At 39.2% G+C, this 22,510-nt stretch carries 23 protein-coding genes; 9 read left to right on the top strand and 14 right to left on the bottom strand.

Going from position 1 to position 22,510, the window contains the following annotated elements:
- Positions 1 to 70: 70 nt before the first annotated feature.
- The 5 genes from OGI71_RS20225 (at position 71) to OGI71_RS20205 (ending at position 5,498) form a co-directional block, all read left to right on the top strand.
- Positions 71 to 385 (top strand): thioredoxin family protein, encoded by a 315-nt coding sequence (locus tag OGI71_RS20225; RefSeq protein ID WP_172392504.1) that lies wholly within the window; start codon positions 71 to 73, stop codon positions 383 to 385.
- The gene (locus tag OGI71_RS20220) at positions 366 to 620 is read left to right on the top strand and encodes a hypothetical protein (protein ID WP_077436919.1); all 255 of its coding nucleotides are present in this window, start codon (positions 366 to 368) and stop codon (positions 618 to 620) included. Before OGI71_RS20225 ends, OGI71_RS20220 begins: the two co-directional genes overlap by 20 nt.
- A gap of 371 nt (positions 621 to 991) precedes the next feature.
- Positions 992 to 3,466, top strand: coding sequence for a PIG-L family deacetylase (locus OGI71_RS20215; protein ID WP_282251479.1), 2,475 nt, complete (start codon positions 992 to 994; stop codon positions 3,464 to 3,466).
- 9 nt (positions 3,467 to 3,475) lie between these two features.
- Positions 3,476 to 3,685: a hypothetical protein gene (locus tag OGI71_RS20210; protein ID WP_259184981.1), complete on the top strand. Its 210-nt coding sequence runs from the start codon at positions 3,476 to 3,478 to the stop codon at positions 3,683 to 3,685.
- 97 nt (positions 3,686 to 3,782) lie between these two features.
- A complete protein-coding gene (locus OGI71_RS20205; protein ID WP_282251474.1) occupies positions 3,783 to 5,498 on the top strand; it encodes a sodium:solute symporter in 1,716 nt (571 codons plus the stop codon).
- 201 nt (positions 5,499 to 5,699) lie between these two features.
- Here OGI71_RS20205 and OGI71_RS20200 read toward each other — a convergent pair whose 3' ends face one another.
- The 8 genes from OGI71_RS20200 to OGI71_RS20165 form a co-directional block, all read right to left on the bottom strand.
- Positions 5,700 to 6,566 (bottom strand): N-acetylmuramoyl-L-alanine amidase, encoded by an 867-nt coding sequence (locus tag OGI71_RS20200; protein ID WP_282251471.1) that lies wholly within the window; start codon positions 6,564 to 6,566, stop codon positions 5,700 to 5,702.
- Complete coding sequence (locus OGI71_RS20195) at positions 6,566 to 7,627, bottom strand: DUF3078 domain-containing protein (RefSeq protein ID WP_282251468.1); 1,062 nt, start codon at positions 7,625 to 7,627, stop codon at positions 6,566 to 6,568. The genes OGI71_RS20200 and OGI71_RS20195 overlap by 1 nt, the downstream gene beginning before the upstream one ends.
- A 22-nt stretch (positions 7,628 to 7,649) precedes the next feature.
- On the bottom strand, positions 7,650 to 8,411 hold the full coding sequence (locus tag OGI71_RS20190) for a hypothetical protein (RefSeq protein WP_282251466.1): 762 nt from the start codon (positions 8,409 to 8,411) through the stop codon (positions 7,650 to 7,652).
- A gap of 61 nt (positions 8,412 to 8,472) precedes the next feature.
- Entirely contained in the window at positions 8,473 to 9,306 is an 834-nt protein-coding gene (locus OGI71_RS20185; RefSeq protein ID WP_282251464.1) for a glucosaminidase domain-containing protein, read from the bottom strand.
- Positions 9,307 to 9,321: 15 nt separating this feature from the next.
- Complete coding sequence (locus OGI71_RS20180) at positions 9,322 to 9,843, bottom strand: glucosaminidase domain-containing protein (protein ID WP_282251463.1); 522 nt, start codon at positions 9,841 to 9,843, stop codon at positions 9,322 to 9,324.
- 22 nt (positions 9,844 to 9,865) lie between these two features.
- A complete protein-coding gene (locus OGI71_RS20175; RefSeq protein WP_282256152.1) occupies positions 9,866 to 10,501 on the bottom strand; it encodes an O-methyltransferase in 636 nt (211 codons plus the stop codon).
- Between the two features lie 241 nt (positions 10,502 to 10,742).
- The gene (gene folE, locus OGI71_RS20170; protein ID WP_104384782.1) at positions 10,743 to 11,372 is read right to left on the bottom strand and encodes a GTP cyclohydrolase I FolE; all 630 of its coding nucleotides are present in this window, start codon (positions 11,370 to 11,372) and stop codon (positions 10,743 to 10,745) included.
- A 28-nt stretch (positions 11,373 to 11,400) separates the two neighbouring features.
- Complete coding sequence (locus OGI71_RS20165; protein WP_282251461.1) at positions 11,401 to 11,814, bottom strand: 6-carboxytetrahydropterin synthase; 414 nt, start codon at positions 11,812 to 11,814, stop codon at positions 11,401 to 11,403.
- A 173-nt stretch (positions 11,815 to 11,987) separates the two neighbouring features.
- Here OGI71_RS20165 and mqnB point away from each other — a divergent pair, with 173 nt between their 5' ends.
- The 3 genes from mqnB (at position 11,988) to OGI71_RS20150 (ending at position 14,598) form a co-directional block, all read left to right on the top strand.
- Complete coding sequence (mqnB, locus tag OGI71_RS20160; protein ID WP_282251460.1) at positions 11,988 to 12,629, top strand: futalosine hydrolase; 642 nt, start codon at positions 11,988 to 11,990, stop codon at positions 12,627 to 12,629.
- 123 nt (positions 12,630 to 12,752) lie between these two features.
- Positions 12,753 to 13,739 (top strand): pyruvate dehydrogenase complex E1 component subunit beta, encoded by a 987-nt coding sequence (locus OGI71_RS20155; protein ID WP_120261315.1) that lies wholly within the window; start codon positions 12,753 to 12,755, stop codon positions 13,737 to 13,739.
- A gap of 103 nt (positions 13,740 to 13,842) precedes the next feature.
- Positions 13,843 to 14,598, top strand: a complete 756-nt coding sequence (locus OGI71_RS20150; protein WP_282251458.1) for a DUF6263 family protein — start codon at positions 13,843 to 13,845, stop codon at positions 14,596 to 14,598.
- A 63-nt stretch (positions 14,599 to 14,661) separates the two neighbouring features.
- Here OGI71_RS20150 and gcvH read toward each other — a convergent pair whose 3' ends face one another.
- A complete protein-coding gene (gene gcvH, locus OGI71_RS20145) occupies positions 14,662 to 15,042 on the bottom strand; it encodes a glycine cleavage system protein GcvH (RefSeq protein WP_120261313.1) in 381 nt (126 codons plus the stop codon).
- A gap of 100 nt (positions 15,043 to 15,142) precedes the next feature.
- On the opposite strand from gcvH, the gene OGI71_RS20140 reads away from it, so the two are divergent.
- On the top strand, positions 15,143 to 16,339 hold the full coding sequence (locus OGI71_RS20140; RefSeq protein ID WP_282251457.1) for an anhydro-N-acetylmuramic acid kinase: 1,197 nt from the start codon (positions 15,143 to 15,145) through the stop codon (positions 16,337 to 16,339).
- Between the two features lies 1 nt (position 16,340).
- Here OGI71_RS20140 and OGI71_RS20135 read toward each other — a convergent pair whose 3' ends face one another.
- From OGI71_RS20135 to OGI71_RS20115, 5 genes are all read right to left on the bottom strand, one after another.
- A complete protein-coding gene (locus tag OGI71_RS20135) occupies positions 16,341 to 17,012 on the bottom strand; it encodes a DUF2461 domain-containing protein (protein ID WP_282251455.1) in 672 nt (223 codons plus the stop codon).
- A 7-nt stretch (positions 17,013 to 17,019) separates the two neighbouring features.
- The gene (locus tag OGI71_RS20130; RefSeq protein WP_282251452.1) at positions 17,020 to 17,820 is read right to left on the bottom strand and encodes a phosphatidate cytidylyltransferase; all 801 of its coding nucleotides are present in this window, start codon (positions 17,818 to 17,820) and stop codon (positions 17,020 to 17,022) included.
- Position 17,821: 1 nt separating this feature from the next.
- Positions 17,822 to 18,031 carry a DUF2007 domain-containing protein gene (locus OGI71_RS20125; RefSeq protein ID WP_282251451.1) on the bottom strand — a complete coding sequence of 70 codons (210 nt, stop codon included), beginning with the start codon at positions 18,029 to 18,031 and terminating at the stop codon, positions 17,822 to 17,824.
- Entirely contained in the window at positions 18,006 to 18,929 is a 924-nt protein-coding gene (locus tag OGI71_RS20120; RefSeq protein WP_282251450.1) for a CPBP family intramembrane glutamic endopeptidase, read from the bottom strand. The genes OGI71_RS20125 and OGI71_RS20120 overlap by 26 nt, the downstream gene beginning before the upstream one ends.
- A 223-nt stretch (positions 18,930 to 19,152) precedes the next feature.
- Entirely contained in the window at positions 19,153 to 22,470 is a 3,318-nt protein-coding gene (locus tag OGI71_RS20115) for a S41 family peptidase (RefSeq protein WP_282251449.1), read from the bottom strand.
- Positions 22,471 to 22,510 lie beyond the last annotated feature (40 nt).

The following is a 22,510-nucleotide window of genomic DNA, read 5'->3' as shown; positions in this document are numbered from 1 at the left end:
GTTCTTATCAACAGGGGCCTTTATCCCGGCTCCTGTTGATTTCTCCATCAATCACCTTAATAATAAAATCATGTTACAAGAATTAGAAAACGATAATTTACAAGAAATTGTAAACAATAACGATATTGTGATGGTTCAGTATGCTGCTACCTGGTGTGGTAATTGCAAAATCATGAAACCAAAATTCAAGAAATTATCTGGCGAAAATGAGGGTGTTCCTTTTATCATCGCTGATGCAGAAAAATTCCCTGAATCACGCAAATTGGCGAATGTCAATAACCTGCCTACATTTGCTGCATTTAAAAACGGCAAATTGGTGAATCAAGTACAAACAAATAAGTTGGACGCATTAGTAGAATTATTCAATGAAGCTGCCGGTAATTAAACATCTTACAGAATTCATCGAACAGAATGATGTCGACTATGTATTGGAGACCATCGAGACATTGGAAGCTCTTACCGAAGCTCCCTTGAAAGATGAGGAACTTGACGTGATCGGTGAATTAATTTCTAACCTATACGGAGCAGTAGAGGTTGATAAATTGATAAAAGAAGGCAATTCGAAAAAAGATGCCTTAAATATGTTCATGAAACGTGTTTTAGGAGCAATTGACAAATAATTTTGCTTGATTAAACACCCTGAAGTGAAACTTTCTTTTCATGTTTTTAGTTGCCCAAAAGCTAAATTGTTGACAAAATTTAGCAATGTGGAAAACTAATTGAAGGAATCTGACAGAACTAAATATTTTCTACATATATTTACTATGTTAAAGGTTGCCACTTGGAGCGAAGCGACAAAATAACTATTCTCTAAAAATTCGTTTCAGGAAAAAATATTTTAATTGTTAAACGGAAATTTCAACTTGGTTGGAATTTCCGTTTTTTGTTTTTGTACGTATTTAAAGTTAACTCCTTTATTTTCTCTGATTTTTGCGTCCTCAAGAGTGATTAATATACATTAAAATTACAATGTGAAACAATGCTGTTTTGGATGAAATCTTTATCTTTAAGCATGCGAAAACCCTTTCTTTCCATCATTATTTTATTAGCTAGTATCTTGTCAAAATCAACTGTACAAGCACAAAATCCGCAGTGGAATGCCGCCGAGATCAAGCTTAATCTAGAAAAACTGAATGTTTTAGGCTCTGTTCTGTATTTTGCAGCACATCCAGACGACGAAAATACCCGTCTGATCGCCTGGCTTGCCCAGGAGAAAAAATATAGAACAGGCTACTTATCCCTAACTCGTGGTGACGGAGGTCAAAATCTCATCGGTACCGAACAGGGCATCGAACTGGGACTGATCCGTACGCAAGAACTTCTTGCTGCGCGAAAGATCGACAAAGGGGAACAATTTTTCTCCTCTGCGTATGATTTTGGGTTTTCCAAAACGCCCGAAGAAACGTTTGCCTTCTGGGACAAACAAAGGGTGCTCGCCGAGGCGGTATGGTTGATCCGCAAATTCAGACCTGATGTCATCATAACAAGGTTTCCACCTGATGCTAGGGGGGGACATGGGCACCACCAGGCCTCAGCGATGTTGGCACACGAAGCTTTCAAAGCCGCAGCCGATCCCAAACAGTTTCCAGAGCAGCTTCAATACGTCAAACCCTGGCAAGCGAAACGCCTCCTTTGGAATACTTTTAATTTCGGCGGACAGGACAACACTAGCGAAGATCAGCTAAAAGTGGATATCGGAAACTATAATGCGCTGATAGGTGCTTCCTATGGTGAAATTGCCGCGCATAGCCGTTCTTCCCACAAAAGCCAAGGCTTCGGATCGGCCGCTCAACGTGGTTCTTCTATCGAGTATTTTGAGTATGTCGATGGTACTCCCGCAAAAGCTTCTCCACTGGAAGGAATAGATACTTCCTGGAAAAGGGTCGCAAATAGCGGAACAGTACAGTCACTGATCGCAAAAGTCAATCAGAACTATCAAATGGACAAACCTGAATCGGCTTTGCCCGATCTGATCCAGCTCTATAAAGCACTTGATCAGATCAATGACGCGTACTGGAAAAATGAGAAGAAAAAGGAGGTAGAGAAATTAATCTTAGCCTGTGCTGGAATTTGGTTTGAAAGTATCGCAAAAAATCCTAATTATGCGGTAGGTGATCAGATCAATGTCGACAACGCCATTATTGCAAGACGTCCAGATGTTACCGTACAATTGGCTAAGTTAAATGGCAAAGAGATCCATAAAAACCTTGTCAATAATCTTCTTTTAAAAGATGCTATTGCTGTTAGTACAACAAATTCAACACAGCCTTATTGGCTAAATGAACCTCACGCCAAAGGAAAATTTAATGTCAGTGATTTCAATCTCACCGGTTATCCCGAAAACCCCAATAATACAAAAGTACGCTTTGAATTATTGATCAATGGTACTGCAATCACATTTGACCAGAATATACAATATAAATATACTGACCCCGTTCGTGGCGAAATCTATAATCCAATAGTTGTCCTTCCACTGCTCACTGCAAAGAGTTCAAGTCCATTGGCTTTGACTCAAAATGCCCAATCTGTCAAAGTAAACCTATTGTTCCAAAAAAATGGACAGGATCCAGCACAATCCTTTAGTGTAAAGACCATTGGAGCAAAAGGCTGGGAAATATCTCCTGCTTCATTTGAACTCCAGTTTACCTCTGGTGTTAGCGATCTCTCTAAAGAGATCACAATAAGCCCCTTAGATGCTACTGTTTCGTCCATTGATACACTGCTTTTTCAAGTCAATCAAAAGGATAGACTAAAAGAGATAAAAACTATAGGTTATAACCATATTCCTGAGATTGTCTATTTCCCAGATGTTGCTATAAAAATGAGCAATATCAATCTAAGCAATGAGGTAAAAAAAGTAGCCTATATTCATGGCGCAGGAGATCTAATTCCGGAATCGCTCAGTGCAATTGGCATCAAAGTGGACGTGCTAACAAGCGAACAGCTATTAAAAAGTGATCTTTCAGGCTATGATGCGGTCATCTTGGGTGTGAGGATCTTCAATGTTAATAAAGACATCGCACAGATTCAAAATAGACTATTGGATTATGTCAATAATGGCGGAACTGTCCTCGAGCAATACAACGTAAGCAATGGCTTGGTTTCGAAAAATTTTGGTCCCTATGCCTTTAGCCTTGGAAGGAGTCGGGTTACCGATGAACTTGCCGATGTTCATTTTGACGAAAAAGATCCGGTTTTCAATTATCCCAATAAAATTACAAAAGCAGACTTTGACAATTGGGTACAGGAGAGGGGATTGTATTTCGCTGAAAATATCGACAAGAGATACCGTACACCAATTGCCATACAAGATTCCGGTGAGCCTTTACACAACGGATCATTATTGATCACGGACTACGGAAAAGGGAAATTTGTATATACATCGCTATCTTTTTTTAGACAATTACCTGCAGGAATTCCCGGAGCTTACAGATTATTTGTAAATTTGTTATCAAAATCAAAATAAAATATCACAATGGAAAATCAGATTGACAACAACTGCACAACGATAGATGCTGGCAAAGCAAAAGGGATCATCCTTTTAGTCGCTGTAGTATTTGGTGCATTAATTGGCTTCGCTGCAAATGAGACATTTTTAAGCATCATTGGCGGTGCGGTTATTGGATTGATTATCGCTGCGTTTTTTAACAGTGTTATCTATCCTCAAAAGCCTTCAGACAGATAAAATACAGGATGAATAGCTGGAAACGCTACTATTGGATGGTCGTTATCTGGCTATTTATATTTATCCTTTTTCTGTACTTTTTTACCAACCATTATTCATGAGTACAGTAGATTGGGCTGTTCTATTGCTAACACTTTTGTCGATTGTCGCTTACGGCATCTATAAAAGTAGAGGGATCAAAAATATTGATGGTTATCTTTTGGGCAATCGTTCTTTGCCATGGTACCATGTCGGACTTTCGGTAATGGCTACTCAAGCGAGCGCCATTACTTTTTTGTCTGCTCCCGGATTAGCGTATTCTTCGGGAATGAGTTTTGTACAGTTTTATTTTGGTCTCCCATTGGCCATGATTGTACTCTGTATTACCTTTATCCCAATATTTCACAGACTTAAGGTTTTCACAGCCTACGAATTTCTTGAGAAACGTTTCGATGTCAAGACCCGGGGGCTCACAGCATTACTTTTTTTGATCCAACGGGGTATTTCCACTGGTATTACTATTTTTGCACCATCGCTCATCATCTCAACTATTCTCCATATTGATCTGACCCTAACAACATTGGTCATCGGAAGCTTTGTGGTTATCTACACCACCTACGGCGGTACAAAAGCGGTATCCCATACACAATTGCTCCAGATGAGCGTAATATTTGGATCTCTGCTTATTGCAGGAATGCTTGTCATTCATCTTCTTCCAGCAGACATCGGTCTTTCGAAAGCGCTTCATATCGCCGGTAAATCAGGTAAAACCAATGCACTGGACTTCACGTTTGATCTGAATAACAATTATACCTTGTGGACTGGCCTGATCGGAGGATTTTTCCTACAACTCTCTTATTTTGGCACAGACCAGAGCCAAGTAGGACGTTATCTAACCGGATCTTCCATAAGGGAAAGCAGAATGGGGCTAATTATGAATGGCCTTTTAAAGATCCCGATGCAATTTGCCATCCTGCTGATTGGTGTTCTAGTATTTACCTATTATCAATACCACCAACCTCCGATCTTCTTTAACCAGGTCGAAGTACAGAAGTTGAAAGAAAGCCCATATGCGGCTTCCTACCAAGAACTTGAACAAAAACACACTCAGCTATTCCAACAACGTGAATTTCTCGTCAATGGCCTCAGTACAGCGCTGGATCAGGATGATGAGGGGGACATCGAGTCCTCCCGCTCAGCGTTGCATCGATTGAATGCACAGATGCAGCAAGTAAAAGACAGTACACTGACACTTATCAAAAAAAACAATCCTGCAGCCGAGACTAACGACAATAATTATGTTTTCCTTTCGTTTGTAACCAAAGCCTTTCCGAAAGGTCTGATCGGTTTGTTGATCGCTGTTATTTTTCTGGCATCTATGGGCTCTACAGCCAGTGCTATTAACTCACTTGCATCAACGACGACCATAGATATTTACAAACGTTTTATAAACCGCAACGCGACCGAAAAGCAGGATCTCCTCTGGTCTCGTATATTTACCTTAATTTGGGGTATTTTCACCGTGGTTATTGCGCTATATGCTAACAAGCTGGGCAATCTGTTAGAGGCCGTGAATATCTTGGGTTCCTTATTCTATGGTACGATACTAGGCATATTTATTGTTGCTTTCTATCTAAAAAAAATTCAGGGAAAGGCTGTTTTTATCGCTGCGATCCTCTCTGAAATCTTTGTCGTCGGCATCTGGTACCTAGACAAAATTCCTTTTCTCTGGCTGAATCTCATTGGCTGTCTGGCCGTCATGATAATTGCATATTTTATACAGCTTTCGCTCAGAAATAATTCTGCTATACCAAATAGAAGCAATACGCAATAGAAACAATCTGGAAAAATAAAGTGGCTTACTCGCAAATAGATGCCTGATTACGAGGTTGTATTTAATTTGGAATGGTCTTCTTAATCCCCCCAATATAAAAAAAGTCCGGATTCGCTTCGAATCCGGACTTTTCGTTTTTAATAGACTTAGATCAATATCCTATTTAGCATCATCTATCAAAATTCGTATTTTGACAGCTTACTAGTATTTCTTATAAATATTGTAAAGTATGCTCTTATCATATAAGGTCAGCTCGGGTGTTGTATCCCGTACAATAAATTTACGTTTAAATGCGACGATAGCAGCCTTTAGGTTAGAGGTATCATACCCGATTATTTTAAGCGCATCAATGGCATTAAAACTATCAGGAGGAGTAATCAGTTGGCCTTCATCATACCAGATACCAAATCCTCTGTTCGCAAGCTTCTTCCAGGGGAAGAAAACACTGGGGTCATTTTTACGCGCCGGGGCGATGTCTGCATGACCGATAAAATTATTGTCAGGTATTAGGTATCGTGATTTTAAAGTATCCAACACAGTCATCAGCGAATTGATCTGGGCATCTGGAAAAGGCTCCCTGCCATTATTGTCCAATTCTATTCCGATAGAGCAGGAATTCATGTCCACAATGGATCCCCACTTAGCCACACCGGCATGCCACGAGCGGACATAGTCATTCAGCATCTGGATAATCTCACCGTTGCGGCCGATCACATAATGTGAACTCACCTTGGTCCGTGGAATCTGGAACGTCTTGATGGTCTGACCGACGCTATCTTGTGCCGTATGGTGGATGATCACAAAGTTTGGCTTGCGAACATCATAGTGAATAGCTTCTGCTTGACGCCATTCGGAGTGAACCCCTGTTTTCTGCAGGAAGATTACCTTTCTCTCCTGGGGTGTCAATTGATTCGTATCGGGTTTGACAACAACCTTTTGTTCCAATACAACTGCGGGCGCAAAAGAAGCGACCAATGGTCTGGACACAGCGGCATGTCCCTTGGACTTACAGCTCGCCAAAGACATCAACACAGCAAGTATGATCCCAATTGACACTGGTTTAAACATTATTTTGGTAAACTATAAACTATTCCCATAGCCAATGACTGGCTCAATTGAACTCTTGAAATAACATCCGGATCATAGATCATAATCCCGTTTAGATTGACGTTGATTACACGGGTTACTTTAGCTGTTATGGTAACATCAAGACGATGGGTTGGGTCTGAAATTTTCTCATAATTAGCAAATAGATTATAACGCGCCTTTACGTTCAATTTATCTGTAAAGTTCTTGTCTAGGTTACCCGTTATCTGAAATGCCAATGCATTGGAGAAAGAACGGTCTTCCTTGACACCAAATCGTTCTCCCGTTCCTTTACGGAGATTACCTTCGCCTTCTGGCTTGTTCATGTCCGGTAACAGATAATATCCATATTTATCATAAAAGCCGTCTACCGAACGAGGTTTTACACGCTCATCCAAAATAAAGGTCTGCCGTGCGGTACCCGTACCAAAACGCAATGAAAACTCATTGCTCGGCTTATACTCAAGACCGAAAGACTCGGTCAAATAAGCTGGCGCCATAAACGCGTTTTCAATATAGTCTATTGTATCCTTACCATTTCTGCTTGTGTACTTGTATCCCGCATCAAATTGTGACTCAAAGGTAATCGATGTAAATAGCGCCCAATTAGCGGAGAGTTTATAGGATAACTTGTTATCCCAAAATATACGGTCATTATTCTTTTTAGCGATATTATTCGTATTCTTGATCTTACCATACCGGAGGTCGACTTCTGTCACGAAATTAAAATTGTCCCGGGTATAGTCTGATTTGTGATTGGCATTGAGACCAATAGCAATGGAACCCACACCTCCACCTTTCCAGTTATCGTTAAAGGATGCCTGGTTTAAATTAATCCCAAACTTTGTCCAATGCTTCCAGTAATCAACCTCAAGATTGAGCTTGGGAACCACCGGACGAATGGTTTTGATATTTAAAGGTTGCTCTTTTTGGACAGAAATTACGGTATCTGGTTTTGCTCTAAGATCTTTCAGATCCTGTGCCTTTATGCTTGTAAAAGAAAGGCAAAGCAAAGCCATGCCGACAAAATTGAAAAACTTCATTCTGAAAACGTCTATTTTTTGTTTACGGTACTAATTTATAATTAATTGTTGGAAAAGGCTCAATAAAATATTGAGAAGGGTTCATTCGATAGCGGGAGTAGCAATCTTTGATGTAATTTGTTACCTCGTAATCGCTCGCTGCCAGAATGAAAAAATAGGATGGTCTAAATATTCTCCTAAATCGTTCTGACTCCTCAAAATTGAGGCCTGTGACCTTACTAATAAGTGCCTTCGTAAATTTATAATCAATTACATTTTCCTTATAATCGTTTTCTATGGTTTTAGTCAGTCTGCGCGCCCTTTTGGCCTCTTTACTAAATAGGCTATAAATAGAGTTGATGCTCAGTCCTGCCCCAGTAGGCCCCACCGAAAATACATCACCATATCCGGCCAGCCGGTAGGCCTTCTCATAATCTTCTTTTGCTTTTTTCAGAATTTCCTCAGGGCTCTTTCGTGCCAATACCTGCACCTCATCAATATAGATCGACTCTCGGATTAAATGAAACAACAATAATCCCTTATTGTCAACAGCAAGGGTGTCTGAAAAATATTCCTTGCTCATTGCAACAATCTGATCACCTATCCGGGCAGAAAAGTCAAATTCACCTTTAATATTATTATAGAATACCTCTCCCGTCCTTAGATTGGCAAGTTTCACATTTCCGATACGTTGTTTGGTTTTTTTGTCAAATACGATGCCCTCGACTTTCTTTTCTTGACAAAAAAGTAGGGAGGGAAGGCCTAGTATGGCGACAAACAGAAAAATATAACGTATTAGTTTCACTTTCGTAAAACTACTATATCGCCATACAAAACTGAAATATTTAACATCTTTTAAAGCGTAACTATTTAGATATAACCAATAGCTGTCCTAGGGACAATACTTCATCTGTAAGGCCATTTAATGATTTGATCTGTTCGACAGATACATTATAGAGCTTGCTAAGCGAATAAAGCGTTTCTTGCGCTTTCACCTCGTGAATACGCATCGCTAAAGGGCTTTTGATCTCCTCAGTCTTCACGGTAGCAGGAGGGGTCTCCTGAACATTCTGGACAATTTCTTCTTTTACAACCTCTTCACGCACGACTTTCTCCTTAGGTGTCTCTCTTCGGTCATATTGATCAAGATGATATCGTTCTATCATTTCTATCAATAGATCCGGATAGCGGGGGTTGGTTGCATATCCTGCAGCCTTCAGTCCCTTAGCCCAGCTCTTGTAATCATCCTTATCCAGCTTAAACAAAGCCGAATAACGGGGGCGTAGCAGAAACTCGGAGTGATCCCTAAACGATTGTTGAGGATTGTCATATACACGAAAACAATCATTAATATTATCGTCGGGACGGGTTACGGATTTACCTTTCCATACGCCGCCACACTTAATACCAAAATGATTATTTGCTTCACGTGCTAGGTAGCTATTTCCGTTGCCAGACTCCAGCAGAGCCTGAGCGAGCTTAATGCTGGCCGGAATACCATACTTGTTCATTTCTGCAATTGCAATATCTTTATATTGAGCAATGTAGTCATTCCCAGCCATGGTGGGTCGGCCTACGGAAGAAGATGAAGAAGTTTTTGAATTGGATCCGGATTTAGAGGACGATAAGGTGCCTCTCCGGCTTGAACATGATGTAATCAACATCATGAATACAAACATGCCATAAAAAAACTTCTTCATGCAATAATATCGTGCTTATTTTTTTGTTGACGAGAATTTATTTTGCTTGGAATCGTTATCAAACATATCAAGATGATATAGTTTGATCGTTTTAAGTACTTTCGCTGTCCAGTCTCTACTCGTAGAGTATCCCGAACGAGCTATCGCCTTTACCCAAGCTTCATATTTTTCTCCTGGATGTTTTTCAAAAAGGCTTTGAGTAGTCTTCTTTCTTTTTACTATTCCTACAAAGTCATCATATGAGTCTAATACAGACCTATAACCCTTGTAAGCTGACCGAATAACGGTACTTCTGTTCTTTCCTTTGACACCAAAATGGTTATTCAAATTCTTTGCTATCCTGCTACCACCATTTCCGCTTTCATGCATAGCGATGGCTAAGATAACCGATGCCGGAACTCCGTGTTCCTCCATCATTTCTTTTGCTATTGGACTGTACTTATCGACATATGCCGCACTTTGAGCTGAAACTTTTGTTATTCCAAAAGTTGCCAAAGCCAGTACCAGTACAAAGCTTTTTAATTGTTTTAAATTCATGAAGAATGTTTTAGTTCTCAAATTACTTCTTGCGCAACGCAAAAAGTCCGTCTCGAATCGGTAATATTACCTTTTCTACGCGCTTGTCCTGAGCTAAACGTGCATTCAAATCAATGATCTGCTTTGTTTGGTTGTCTGGTTTTGAATCTAACACCTTACCTTTCCATAAGACATTGTCAATCAAAATAAGTCCCCCAGACGGAACTTGATTTATTATCGTTTCGAAATAATATAAATTTCTCTTTTTATCAGCGTCAATAAATACCAGATCAAATCTCTCATTCAACGTGGGGATAATCTCCGCTGCATCGCCAATATGATATCTAATTTTATCTGCGAATTCAGACGCATTAAAATAACCTTGGACTCTTTCCTGTTGCTCTTCATTGATATCGATGGTATGTAAAACACCATCTTGCTGAAGACCCTCTACGAGACATAATGTTGCATATCCCGTAAAAGTTCCGATCTCCAAAATACGTTTTGGAGCAACCAATTTACTCAATAAAGAAAGAACTCTTCCCTGGTAATGACCAGATAACATATGGGGCATTGTTTCCTTCAAATATGTCTCCCGATTTACCCTTTTCAATAACGAATTTTCATCGTCTGTAGTATGTTCCAAATAGGACTCCAAATCGTCGGCAACAATTTCCATAACCACAAAGGTACCAAAAAACATTTTTATGATAAAAATATTTTTTTATAAACAACTGAAAAACAGAAAGATATAATTATCGGTTTGTAAAGAAATTTTTTAGTGACTTGCCTTAAAAGCCCAAAAACGCAATATCCTCTTTTTTTGATTTTTGTATTTATTTCCAAATTTCATCAAAAAACAAGCCCTCGAGAAGACGTGCTTTTCGAGGGCTTGTTTTTATTATTTAACGATAAAAATATTAAGCAAGATCCGCTGTGATCAAACGTAAAAATTCTGATCGTGTCACGTCATTCTGAAATGCTCCTGTAAATGCCGAGGTTGTTGTAACAGAATTCTGTTTTTGTACACCACGCATGGCCATACACATGTGTTTGCACTCCATCACAACAGCAACTCCACGCGCACCTAGTGTCTCCTGGATACAGTCTCTGATTTCGTTAGTCAGACGCTCTTGTACTTGCAGACGGCGAGCGAAGATATCTACGACACGAGGAATTTTACTCAAACCCACAATATGTCCGTTTGGAATATAAGCGATATGCGCCTTTCCAAAGAAAGGTAACATGTGATGCTCACACAAAGAGTACACTTCGATATCCTTTACAACCACCATCTGGCTATAATCTTCCTCAAACATGGCTCCTCTCAGCACTTCAGCAGCATCGATATCATATCCATGTGTCAAGAACTGCAGGGCTTTAGCGACACGCTCAGGAGTCTTTACCAGACCTTCACGCTTAGGATCCTCTCCCAGGCATTCCAATATATCTGTATAATGAGAAGCGATGCGATCTACTTTTTCAGTATTGTATTTGTCGATCTTAATATATCCATCCAACTCTTCGTTGTCAAATGAGTGTTGACTCATAGTTTCTACTATTTAAATGTATTAAAGATTAATCGCCAAAATATTCGACGTAGTTATTTTCGGTTTCGTGCAAACGAACACTATGCAGTGCCACTCCTTGTTCTTCAAAAAGTGGTTTCAGGATCTTGAATATCTCAATAGCAATATTTTCTGTAGAAGCCATGACACCTTTCATAAAATCAACATCCAGGTTGAAATTACGATGATCCACTTTATCAATGATGCTGCGATTGATAATTTCCTTCATGATCTTTAAATCAATCAAAAAACCAGTTTCGGGATTTACTTCCCCCTTCACTGTGACAAAAAGGTCATAATTGTGCCCATGCCAATTTGGATTAGAACAGAGTCCAAACACTTGTTCATTTTGTTCATTGCTCCAATCTTCACGATACAGCTTATGTGCTGCACAAAAACGTTCACGACGAGTTATAAATATCATAATGATACAAAGATACGGCTTTAGGCCCAATTTTAACATTTCTATTTTAGGAATGCCGTCAGAATATGGTAATATAATTAACCAGCAAAGATCATCTGCTGATTTTTATTTTAATGTGCTAAAGAGCTCCACAATAATTCGTAATTTTCGCATACTATTAAATGGAGTCTATCATGAAGATATTAATCGTAGCCGCCACGCAATTCGAAATTCAGCCTTTTCTTGAGGTTGCAGCCAACTACCCCAATTGTGATACGGTAATCACAGGTGTAGGGATGGTTGCAACAGCATTTGAATTAGGACGGATACTACATGAAAACGAATATGATCTCCTTATAAATATAGGTATTGCGGGATGCTTTGACCGCAACCTGAAAATTGGAGAGGTCGTGCAGGTCACCTCAGAATCTTTAGTAGAATTGGGTGCAGAAGATGACCTACTGTTTATCCCGATCGAACAGTTGGGTTTCGGAAAATCCAAATTCGAGTCTTCTTTGCTTCAAGGCAAAAATGTAGCACTTCCCTTTTTAGCCCAAAGACATGGCATTACAGTGAATAAGGTACATGGGAATGCCGATAGTATTGCAAAAGTTCTACGGATCAACCCCAACAGTTGTATCGAGAGCATGGAAGGTGCAGCCGTTTTTTTTGCCGCGGATAAAATGGAACTTCCGGTGATTGAGCTCCGTGGGATCTCCAACTATGTAGAAAAAAGAAACCGTGCCACGTGGAACATTCCACTAGCAATAATGAATAGTAATAAGGCACTTTTACAAACATTGGATTTCTTGTCGGACTTATTTTCCAAAATTTAATACAAAAGTCATTTACTTATTAAAAAATGACATAAAACTATACAATTAGGCTATTCAAATCTTCAAAATATCAATTTTAAATAGTAGATTTGTAATCTAAAAATTGACACTATTTTACAACTGATGAGAGAAATACAATTCAGAGAAGCACTTCGTGAAGCAATGAACGAAGAAATGCGTAAAGACGACAAAATATTTTTATTAGGTGAAGAAGTTGCAGAGTATAACGGAGCTTATAAGGTAAGCCAAGGTATGCTTGATGAATTCGGTGCAAAACGTATCATTGATACACCTATTGCTGAACTTGGTTTTGCTGGTATTGCTGTTGGTGCAGCAATGAACGGTCTAAAACCAATCGTTGAATTTATGACGTTCAACTTTTCACTTGTTGCGATTGACCAAGTTATCAATGCTGCTGCAAAAATCCACTCCATGAGTGGTGGACAATTTTCTATCCCTATGGTCTTCCGTGGCCCGACAGGAAATGCAGGTCAGCTAGCAGCACAACACTCTCAAAACTTTGAAAACTGGTTTGCAAATACACCCGGTTTGAAAGTGGTTGTTCCTTCAAACCCTTACGAAGCTAAAGGTTTATTGAAATCTTCTATTATTGATCCAGATCCAGTTATTTTCATGGAATCTGAGGTCATGTACGGTGATAAAGGCGAAGTTCCTGAAGAAGAGTACTACCTGGAAATCGGAAAAGCAAATATCATTCAAGAAGGTACTGATGTTACTGTTGTTTCTTTCGGTAAAATGCTTCCTCGTGTTGTAATTCCTGCAGTTGAAGAATTGAAAAAAGAAGGTATCAGTGTAGAATTGATCGATTTGCGTTCTGTACGTCCTATTGATTACCCTACGCTTATTGAATCTGTAAAGAAAACAAACCGTCTGGTTATCGTAGAGGAAGCATGGCCTTTGGCGTCAATCTCTACTGATTTAGCATTTAATGTACAACGCAATGCATTTGATTATTTGGACGCTCCTGTAATTCGTGTGAATTGTGCTGACGTACCTCTTCCTTATGCGCCAACATTGATTGAAGCGGCTTTACCTAATGTAGAAAAAGTAGTTAAAGCTGTAAAAGAAGTATCTTACATCAAAAAATAATTGGATTCTTTTTTGAATCAAATAAAAATCCCTTTTACTGATTGTAAAAGGGATTTTTTTATATATTTATCTGTCCTGTTATTACTAACAAAAATTCCAATAGATGAAAACACTAAAAACAATAGCTTTGACGACTGTATTCGCATTTGTAGTCCTATCTGTATCAGCCCAAAAGAAGTATTCCCTACGGGTGAATCCCGACGAGGGAAAGAAAATAGCGCAAAATGTTATCATGGCAATGGATATCGAAACTGGCGAACAGAAGATTGTGACAGACTTAACAATGGGCTTTGATATTACAAATACTGCCAAGAAAGACAATTCCTTTCTATTTGAGCTTAAATACACTGATATCAACATGAAAATGAGCGGAGAAGCCATGGAAATGACCTATGACTCCAAAAATCCAGAAGCAAATGAATTTTCAAAACAGATGCATGCTACAGTAGGCAAGCTAGTAAATAGTAAGATCAGCTTTTCAATAGATCATTTGGGAAAATCTTCTGATATAAAATTGCCGGAAGGTGTCAACCTTCCCTTTGATCGCAGTATGTTTGAAAATATTAGCACTGTATTGCCTGAGCATGCCATTGGTATTGGAGAATCATGGAGCTCAAAATCAGAATCCGAAGAATCGGGTCTACTGGTCGAAAACAAAATGACTCTCGCCGAAGTAAATGAGCAGGGTTATAAGGTAAATGTGGAAGGAAAAATGTTTGGATCCGACGCAAAACAGGTCGGCAGTATCCAAGGATTCTATGTATTGGATAAAAAGACTTGCTTGACTAAAATAACAGAGATGACCAGTGATGTAGATATGCCTGAAGCAAAGATCAAAACAGTCATAAAATGCCAATAGATGGTAACAAAAAAAGGGGCTTAATTTTAAAACTAAGCCCCTTTTTTTGTTACCACAACGATATTAAGCGTTAATTTCTTCTTTGTATTGATCTGCAGATAATAATGCGTCTACGTCTGCTACATTATTCAATTTAATACGAACAATCCAGCCCTCACCATATGGGTCAGAATTCACCAATTCAGGAGAAGCATCAATTGCATCATTAACTGATAAAATTGTAGCTGCTACAGGCAAAAACAAATCAGAAACTGTTTTTACAGCTTCGATTGTACCGAAAACTTCATTTGCGGCAACTTCTTCACCTACAGTGTTAATGTCAACAAAAACGATGTCACCCAATTCACGTTGAGCGAAATCGGTAATCCCTACAACTGCTTCATCACCTTCAACACGAATCCATTCGTGATCTTTGGTGTATTTCAATTCTGCTGGAAAATTCATTGTATCTAATTTTTTGATTTTTAATGCCGTGAAGTTACAAAATATCTTCAATTGTCAAAAATGATATTCATTATAAGATTTTTGTGTTTATTTTTAGATTATGAATCCTCAAATCGAAAAACTTTATCAGATCGCGCTAAAAAAAGAGCGTTTTATTATTGGTTTAATGTCTGGAACATCTTTAGACGGTCTTGATATTGCATTGTGCCGTATTGAAAACTCCGGAAAGACCACAAAAATAAGTTTAGAAAAATTCATCACAATGGACTATGAGGATACATTTAGAGCCAAAGTCCGTGAAATATTCGCAAAAAGAACCATCGACCAACAGTTACTTTCGGGCCTCAATGCATACGTAGGTATCACCCATGCTAACCTGATCAACCAAGCTCTTGAAAGCTGGAATATTTCAGCTAACGAGATAGACTGCATCGCTAGTCATGGACAGACGGTATACCACGCGCCGCAATCGTTGACGAAGGACCTCAATTGGCCAAATAGCACACTACAAATCGGAGATGGAGATCATATTGCCATACATACGGGCATAATTACACTGTCAGATTTTAGACAAAAACACATTGCCGCAGGAGGAGAGGGGGCACCATTAGCAGCTTATGGAGACTATCTTCTTTTTTCCCATCCTACTGAAAACCGATTTTTACTGAATATAGGTGGCATTTCTAATTTTACCTTTATACCGAGTCATCAAAGTAATCTGGAAGCCTATGCGACAGATCTAGGACCAGGAAATACAATGATGAACCAGTATATGAAAGCTCATTTTGACCAAGAGATGGACAGAGATGCCATGATTGCAAAAAAGGGGACAGTTAATGAGTCGTTATTGAAGCAGCTCCTGGCGGAAGAATTCCTAACTTTGGAGTTCCCAAAAACAACAGGTCCGGAATTATTCAATCTTGACTACCTGAAAGAGGCTCAAAAACGTTCAGAGACGTTAGATCTCTCAGCAGAAGATGTCATGGCAACACTCAACCGCTTTTCGGCTCAAGCAATGATCAACGGCATACGTCGGCAAGCCCTTGGGCTAGCGAATTTCTCGGTATATATCAGTGGTGGTGGATTACATAATCCGTTACTTTTTGGGTACATCAAAGCAAATCTGCCGGGCATCAAGGTGGAGAGCTTCGCTACATTAGGAGTTGATCCTGATGCGAAGGAAGCGGTATTATTCGCCTTGCTAGCCAATGAGACTCTCACAGGAAACAAATCTAATGTCGAACATATAAAAGATTCCCCGGCAGTCTGTATGGGCAAAATTAGTTTACCAGAATAGACTATTCGCTGTCGATCGCTTCTTGTAAAAACTCCTTGAATGGTAGCATCTTTTTATAAGAGGCGATAATATTATCCAATGCATTTTTGTTTGACAGGTCTTTGATCGTCAAGGGTTGATCCAGAACAAAGCTTTTTAACTTGATAAAATCAATATAGGGATTATCTTCGCCATAACCGGCAGGAGCACGTTTTAACAGATCCTCCTTGAAAAGATTTATTTTCCCATCATCCAACAATCCATTTAGCGTCATAGCCAATTGTTCGCCACTGTAGTCTATCTCTTGTCTTATAGCCTCCAGGTGCGGCTTCTCCGGTCTCCAGTAGCCACAGGCAATAAATGAATTTTCAGCACCGATATGAATATAATATTCAGGTCCACGCAATTTTCTTCCATCAACAGATATTCCGGCTCCAAACCAGGTCTTATAGGGCGTCTTGTCATTTGAAAAACGGGTATCTCTATAGATACGGAACAGACATTTATTGGCTTGTATGGAGGTATTTATTTTAGGATCAAATTCACTCAGCGCGGCTATTAAATCCGTTAGAAAACTCCGTACATCAGCCAATGCTGACTCATATTTCTCCCGGTTATCTGCAAACCATTCTCTTGTATTATTTTCCTTTAATTCGGTCAAAAAATCAAAGGTAGATTTTTGAATGTGACTCATAATTATTTTAACTGATTAAAATTAAGAATACGTAAACCATTGGTGCTGCTAATAATAAGCCGTCAAAACGGTCCAGAAAACCTCCGTGTCCTGGTAAGATACTGCCCGAATCCTTGACGTGTAAGCTCCGCTTTAACATCGATTCAACCAGATCTCCCAACGTTCCAATAATACTGATGATCATGGCAACAATAATCCATTGCCACAATGGCAAACTCCCAAAATATTTTTCAAGATTTATAGCCACCACAATAGCTAAAATAAAACCTCCGAAAAATCCCTCCCACGTCTTTTTCGGAGAGATCCGCTCAAATAATTTATGTTTACCAAAGCTTCTACCCGCCAGATATGCTCCGGTATCGTTGGTCCAGAGCAATATTAAAAACCCGAGGGGAATATAATGATTATATACACCATGGATAAATCCCAGTTTCGCAAAAAGAAAGAAGGGAAATGTGACATAACAGATCCCCAAAAAAGTATAAGCAATATCATTAAAGGGAAAACTTCGCTTTTGAAAAAGTGAGATAATATAGGTCAAACTGACCAGTGGTGTAATAAGCCATAGAAATTTAGGTTGCAGCAAGTTCATAGCCACCATAGACCCTACGGCGAATCCTGTCACCGCTAAAATGATCCCCAGGGCCTTATTAGGCGCACGTTCTTCAGACGACACAATACCATAAAATTCGTACAAACACCATGCACTCAACAGTGTAAAAAAGATACTGTATAGGTATGGTCCGAATAAGGTGGATGCCACCATGACAGCTACAAAAATAGCACCGGTTATCGCTCTTGTCTTCATTTTAGTTTTCTCCCTCTACTTCTTCAATCAATCTTTCGGCAGTTTTAAACGAATTTTCACTAACATATAGTTCTATTTTTCCAAACAGATAAGAAGAATCCTGCTTATTTAATACAACAGCGGGAATACCATTCTCTTCCAGCATTTGTTTTACTATTTCAGCCTGAATAGCATTTGTATATGTTTTAATTTTCTTCCAATCGTTCTCCATGGTTTCCTTTTTGTGTTGACAGATAAAATAAGAATACAAAAATAGCAGTAAAAATGAAGCCTACAACATATATCCACCAAGATTGCACTTCAAATGCATTGATTTCAGCGTAACTTTTACCATTTCTTGTATAATAAAATGCCATGATCGTAGCACCTGCATTGTTGACAAAATGACCAAAAATAGGCAACCAAATATTTCTGCTCCATAAATAGAGATAACCAAAAAATGCGCCCAACAACATCCGTGGTATAAATCCAAAAAACTGCAGATGTATGGCACTGAAAACAATAGCGACAATCCAAATAACAACGTGGGGGTTGGAAATCCATCTTCCGACAATATTTTGAAGTACACCTCGAAATAATAGTTCTTCACCTACAGCTGGTATCAATGCCAGAACCATCAAGTTAAATAGGAATCCGATAAAACTTGTTTCTACGATAATCCCCTCAATCAGATCTCCTGATTCTCGCTCACTACGTTCCATCCAAACCTGCACGGATCTCATATTATCAGGCAACTGTAACGACTCGTTCCAATGCCCTATTAAGCTCATCAATGGCATAAAAGCAAGCATTGCGAAAAAGATATATGCAAACTGCTTTGCCTGTGGCGCATATTCTTGTTTAAAATAATTGATTCCATATCCCTCTCGGGTATTCATCAGATAGGCCGGTACAACAAAGGATCCCAAGCTACTCAACAGCAGTAGAAAACGCATTTCATTCGCTGATCCTTGCATTAGGGTAGCCATTGAAAATGCCTGTCCTGTAAATTTGTAGTAGAAAAAGAGAATAAGGATACCGATGACCTGTGAGAGGAAGGTAAATCCGATGACCAACAGGACCAAACGCAATAACGATTGAAAAGGGGAAGTAGTTTGCTCGGGGTACATAAATTTAAAATATGCTTTAAAGATAACAATAAAAGCATGTTACTTTATAAAATCACTACATTTCAATAACCTTTACCTCATTAAAGTAGCGGAAAAAGACCATTTAGTAAAAGCCTATCCCAGATGATTTAAAATAATTATCAAAGCAAGATAACGAGCTCTACAAATGCAAAAAGGGCTTTGGAAGTTATTTCCAAAGCCCTTTTTTATAGTTATTCCTTTATTAGTTAACCCGTATTGGATCTGCAGGTTTTTGTAGATTTTTGTATGGATAGGTTTTCATTTCCTCCAATAAAATCTTCACCGTTCTTTCCAGTTGTGGATCACGTCCTTCCAACAAATCTTTTGGTAATTGCTCAACAAAGATATCCGGAGCAACGCCTTCATTTTCAATAATCCAGTTGCCTTTCAGGTCATATACACCAAAGTTTGGTGAGGTAATACGTCCACCATCCAACAACGGAGGATATCCACTGATACCGACCAAAATTCCCATTGTTGTACGACCAACCAGTTTACCTAGGCCTTTGAAACGGAACATATACGGCATCATATCACCTCCAGAACCGGCATTTTCATTTATGATCATCGCCTTCGGTCCATAAATACCATTACCTGGAGTCGTAAATCCCTTGCCATCACGAATACCCCAGCCGGATATTAATTCACGGGATAGTAAGTCAATGACATAATCGGCTACCCAACCTCCACCATTGTTTCTTTCATCCATCAGAAGAGCCTTTTTATCCATCTGGGAGAAATAATAACGATTGAAGTAGGTATACCCCTCAGGGCCTGTATTTGGCATATATACGTAAGCGATTTGTCCATTGCTTAACTGATCTACTTTCTTACGGTTGCGCTCCACCCACTCCATGCTACGCAAGCTCATTTCGTCTGCAAAAGAAATCGGTTTTACAATGACTTCCCGAGCACCAACTAGCGATGGCTTAGAATTAATTTTTAACGCGACCTGTTTGTCTATGGTATTATCAAATAGACTATAGATATCCTTATCTTCTGTTAATTCAACACCATTTACAGCGACAATGTAATCGCCTTCTTTGATATTCAATCCCGGTTCTGCCAACGGTGCCTTAAAAGAAGGATTCCATTCTAAACGTGTAAATAACTTCGCTATCTGGTAATATCCATTTTTGATCGTATAGTCAGCCCCTAATACACCTACTGACACAGATGGGGTAGAAGGTTGATCACCCGGATAAATATAATTGTGTCCAACAACCATTTCGCCCATCATTTCGTTCAATAAATAACCCAAATCAGAACGATGGTTAACAAAGGGGAGAAACTTCTCATATTTGGTTTTCATGGCTTTCCAATCCGCACCGTGCATATTCTCTACATAGAAATAGTCTTTCTGCATTGCCCAAACTTCATTAAAGACTTGTTTCCATTCTGCAACAGGATCTACCAATTGTTGGATACCATCCAATTTTATTGCACCTGCGGTCGGAGACGCAACTTTCTGTCCGGCCGTCACAATATTATAACCATTCCCTGTCTGATATAGCATTTTCTTACCATCGGCGCTGATCACAAAACTACGGGCATTCTCGACCAATGTCTTATTTTCCAGATCTTTAAAATCGTAGGCCCCGATTGTACCTCCGCGCTGATAGGTCAACTGATTTGGGACTAAACCATTCAGATTCCAATAGGTACCTACTGGCAACGGTAAAGCAACAATGCGGTTTTCGATACGGTCAAAATCGACCTGAATGGATTTGTCTTCAGGTTTATTAGCCGGAGCTTCTTGCTTTTTATCCTTTTTCGGTGCTTTTTTATCGTTTTCTTTTACGCGAGCTGGCTTGTTGTCCTCTTTTTCAGCTGGTTTGTCCGCTTTATCTTCACGAATCTGCTCTTCATCACTTTCATTCTTAAAGAACGAAGGGGTTTTACTTGACAAAATAAAAGCATATACGGCATAATCAACATTACGTTGTGTAGCAGACATGTGCAGTCCAGAATTGGTCAATCCGGTATTGGTACTTGCTGTGAAGAAAAGATATTTACCATCCTGTGAAAAGGCAGTACTACGAACAGAACTCATACCGTCAGTAATCTGTTGCGTTTTCTTTGTATCCAGATTGTACATAAATACAGCCGGTACGCCATTTTCCAAAGTACGTGTAAACGAAATCCATTTTGAATCTGGAGACCAGCTCGGTTGAAAATGATTGGATACTCTACCGGTTTGTCCACTCAACTTATCGTCTGCAACTTTTACAATAGCCTTAGACGCTATATCAATATAGTACAGATTGAGGTGAGCGTCGTTATAAAATAACTTCTTCGAATCCGGAGACCACGTTGGCTCAAAATAAAAATTGGTCTCGCCCAGATTGAAATATAAAAACTGATCCTTTCCAAACTGGTCTACTAAAACCAATTGATAGGAGCCTTTCTTATCTGAGATATAAGAAACCCATTTTCCGTTGGGAGACCAATCTGGAAAACGTTCATGAGAACCTGGTGAATTCGATAAATTACGTGCCTCACCTTTTTCTTTTGGCACGGTAAAGATCTCCCCCCGTGATTCGAATAGCGCACGTTGGCCTGTAGGAGAGAGGGCCGCATAACGAATGTCCTCTTTAATATTTTTGTAGAAAGGACGCTTAAACATGGCGTCTGTATTTACATTAATATGTAGGGCGGTTACCTTATTATTGTTTAAGCTTAATGTATTTAATACGCCTGCATACTCAAAAATAAGTTCATTGCCATTTCCATTGAGCGATCGCACATCGTAGTCTTTGAAATCCGTTAGCTTCTCAACTTTCTTTGATTTGGTATCGTAACTGAAGATGTTTACTATTTTATCGCGATCCGATAGAAAATAGACCTTACTACCTAACCAAAGGGGTTTAACATCGTTGCTTTTTACCTGTGGAATTGCTTCAATTTCCTTGGTTTTTGTATCAAAAATCCAAATAGTAGGTGTACCACCACCTCGGTAACGCTTGAAAGCTACACGATCGCGCTCCGTAGGATCAGTATTTTTGATATAAGCCCAATAACGTCCATCTGCAGAGGGGCTGCCTTGGTTAGCTTCTGGCATCAATAAAGCTTTGTCCATACCCAATCTTTGGATATTAGAACTATATAATCGTGGACTCAGCGCATAGGTAAAATCACGAGATGTGGTATAAAATACCTCATCATTATTCAACCAGCCACGTAATACATCTGAAGATGGATGATATGTAATACGCTTGGGTTCACCTCCTTCAATAGGAAGAACATATACATCTGTATTACCATCGTAATTGCCTGTAAATGCTACTTTTTTTCCATCAGGAGAGAACATTGGGTTTTGTTCGACACCAGGATTTGTCGTTAGACGTTTTGGATTTGCGCCATTCTTGTCTGCTATCCAAATATCTCCTCCGTATACAAAAGCAATATTATTGGCACTAATACTTGGATTTCGGAGCAATAAAGTTTCCTGTGCTTTGGCCTGTAGAAAAGATGTTCCTACTAAAAATGCAGCAATAAACTTAAAATGAGTTTTATTCATAAATGTTTAGTGGTTAAAATTTATTACGCAAAGCTACTAT

This window comes from Sphingobacterium sp. ML3W (genome assembly GCF_029542085.1).
Taxonomy (GTDB): Bacteria; Bacteroidota; Bacteroidia; order Sphingobacteriales; family Sphingobacteriaceae; genus Sphingobacterium.
The sequence above is the reverse complement of the archived record's forward strand: the minus strand, read 5'-3'. Positions and strand labels throughout refer to the sequence as shown.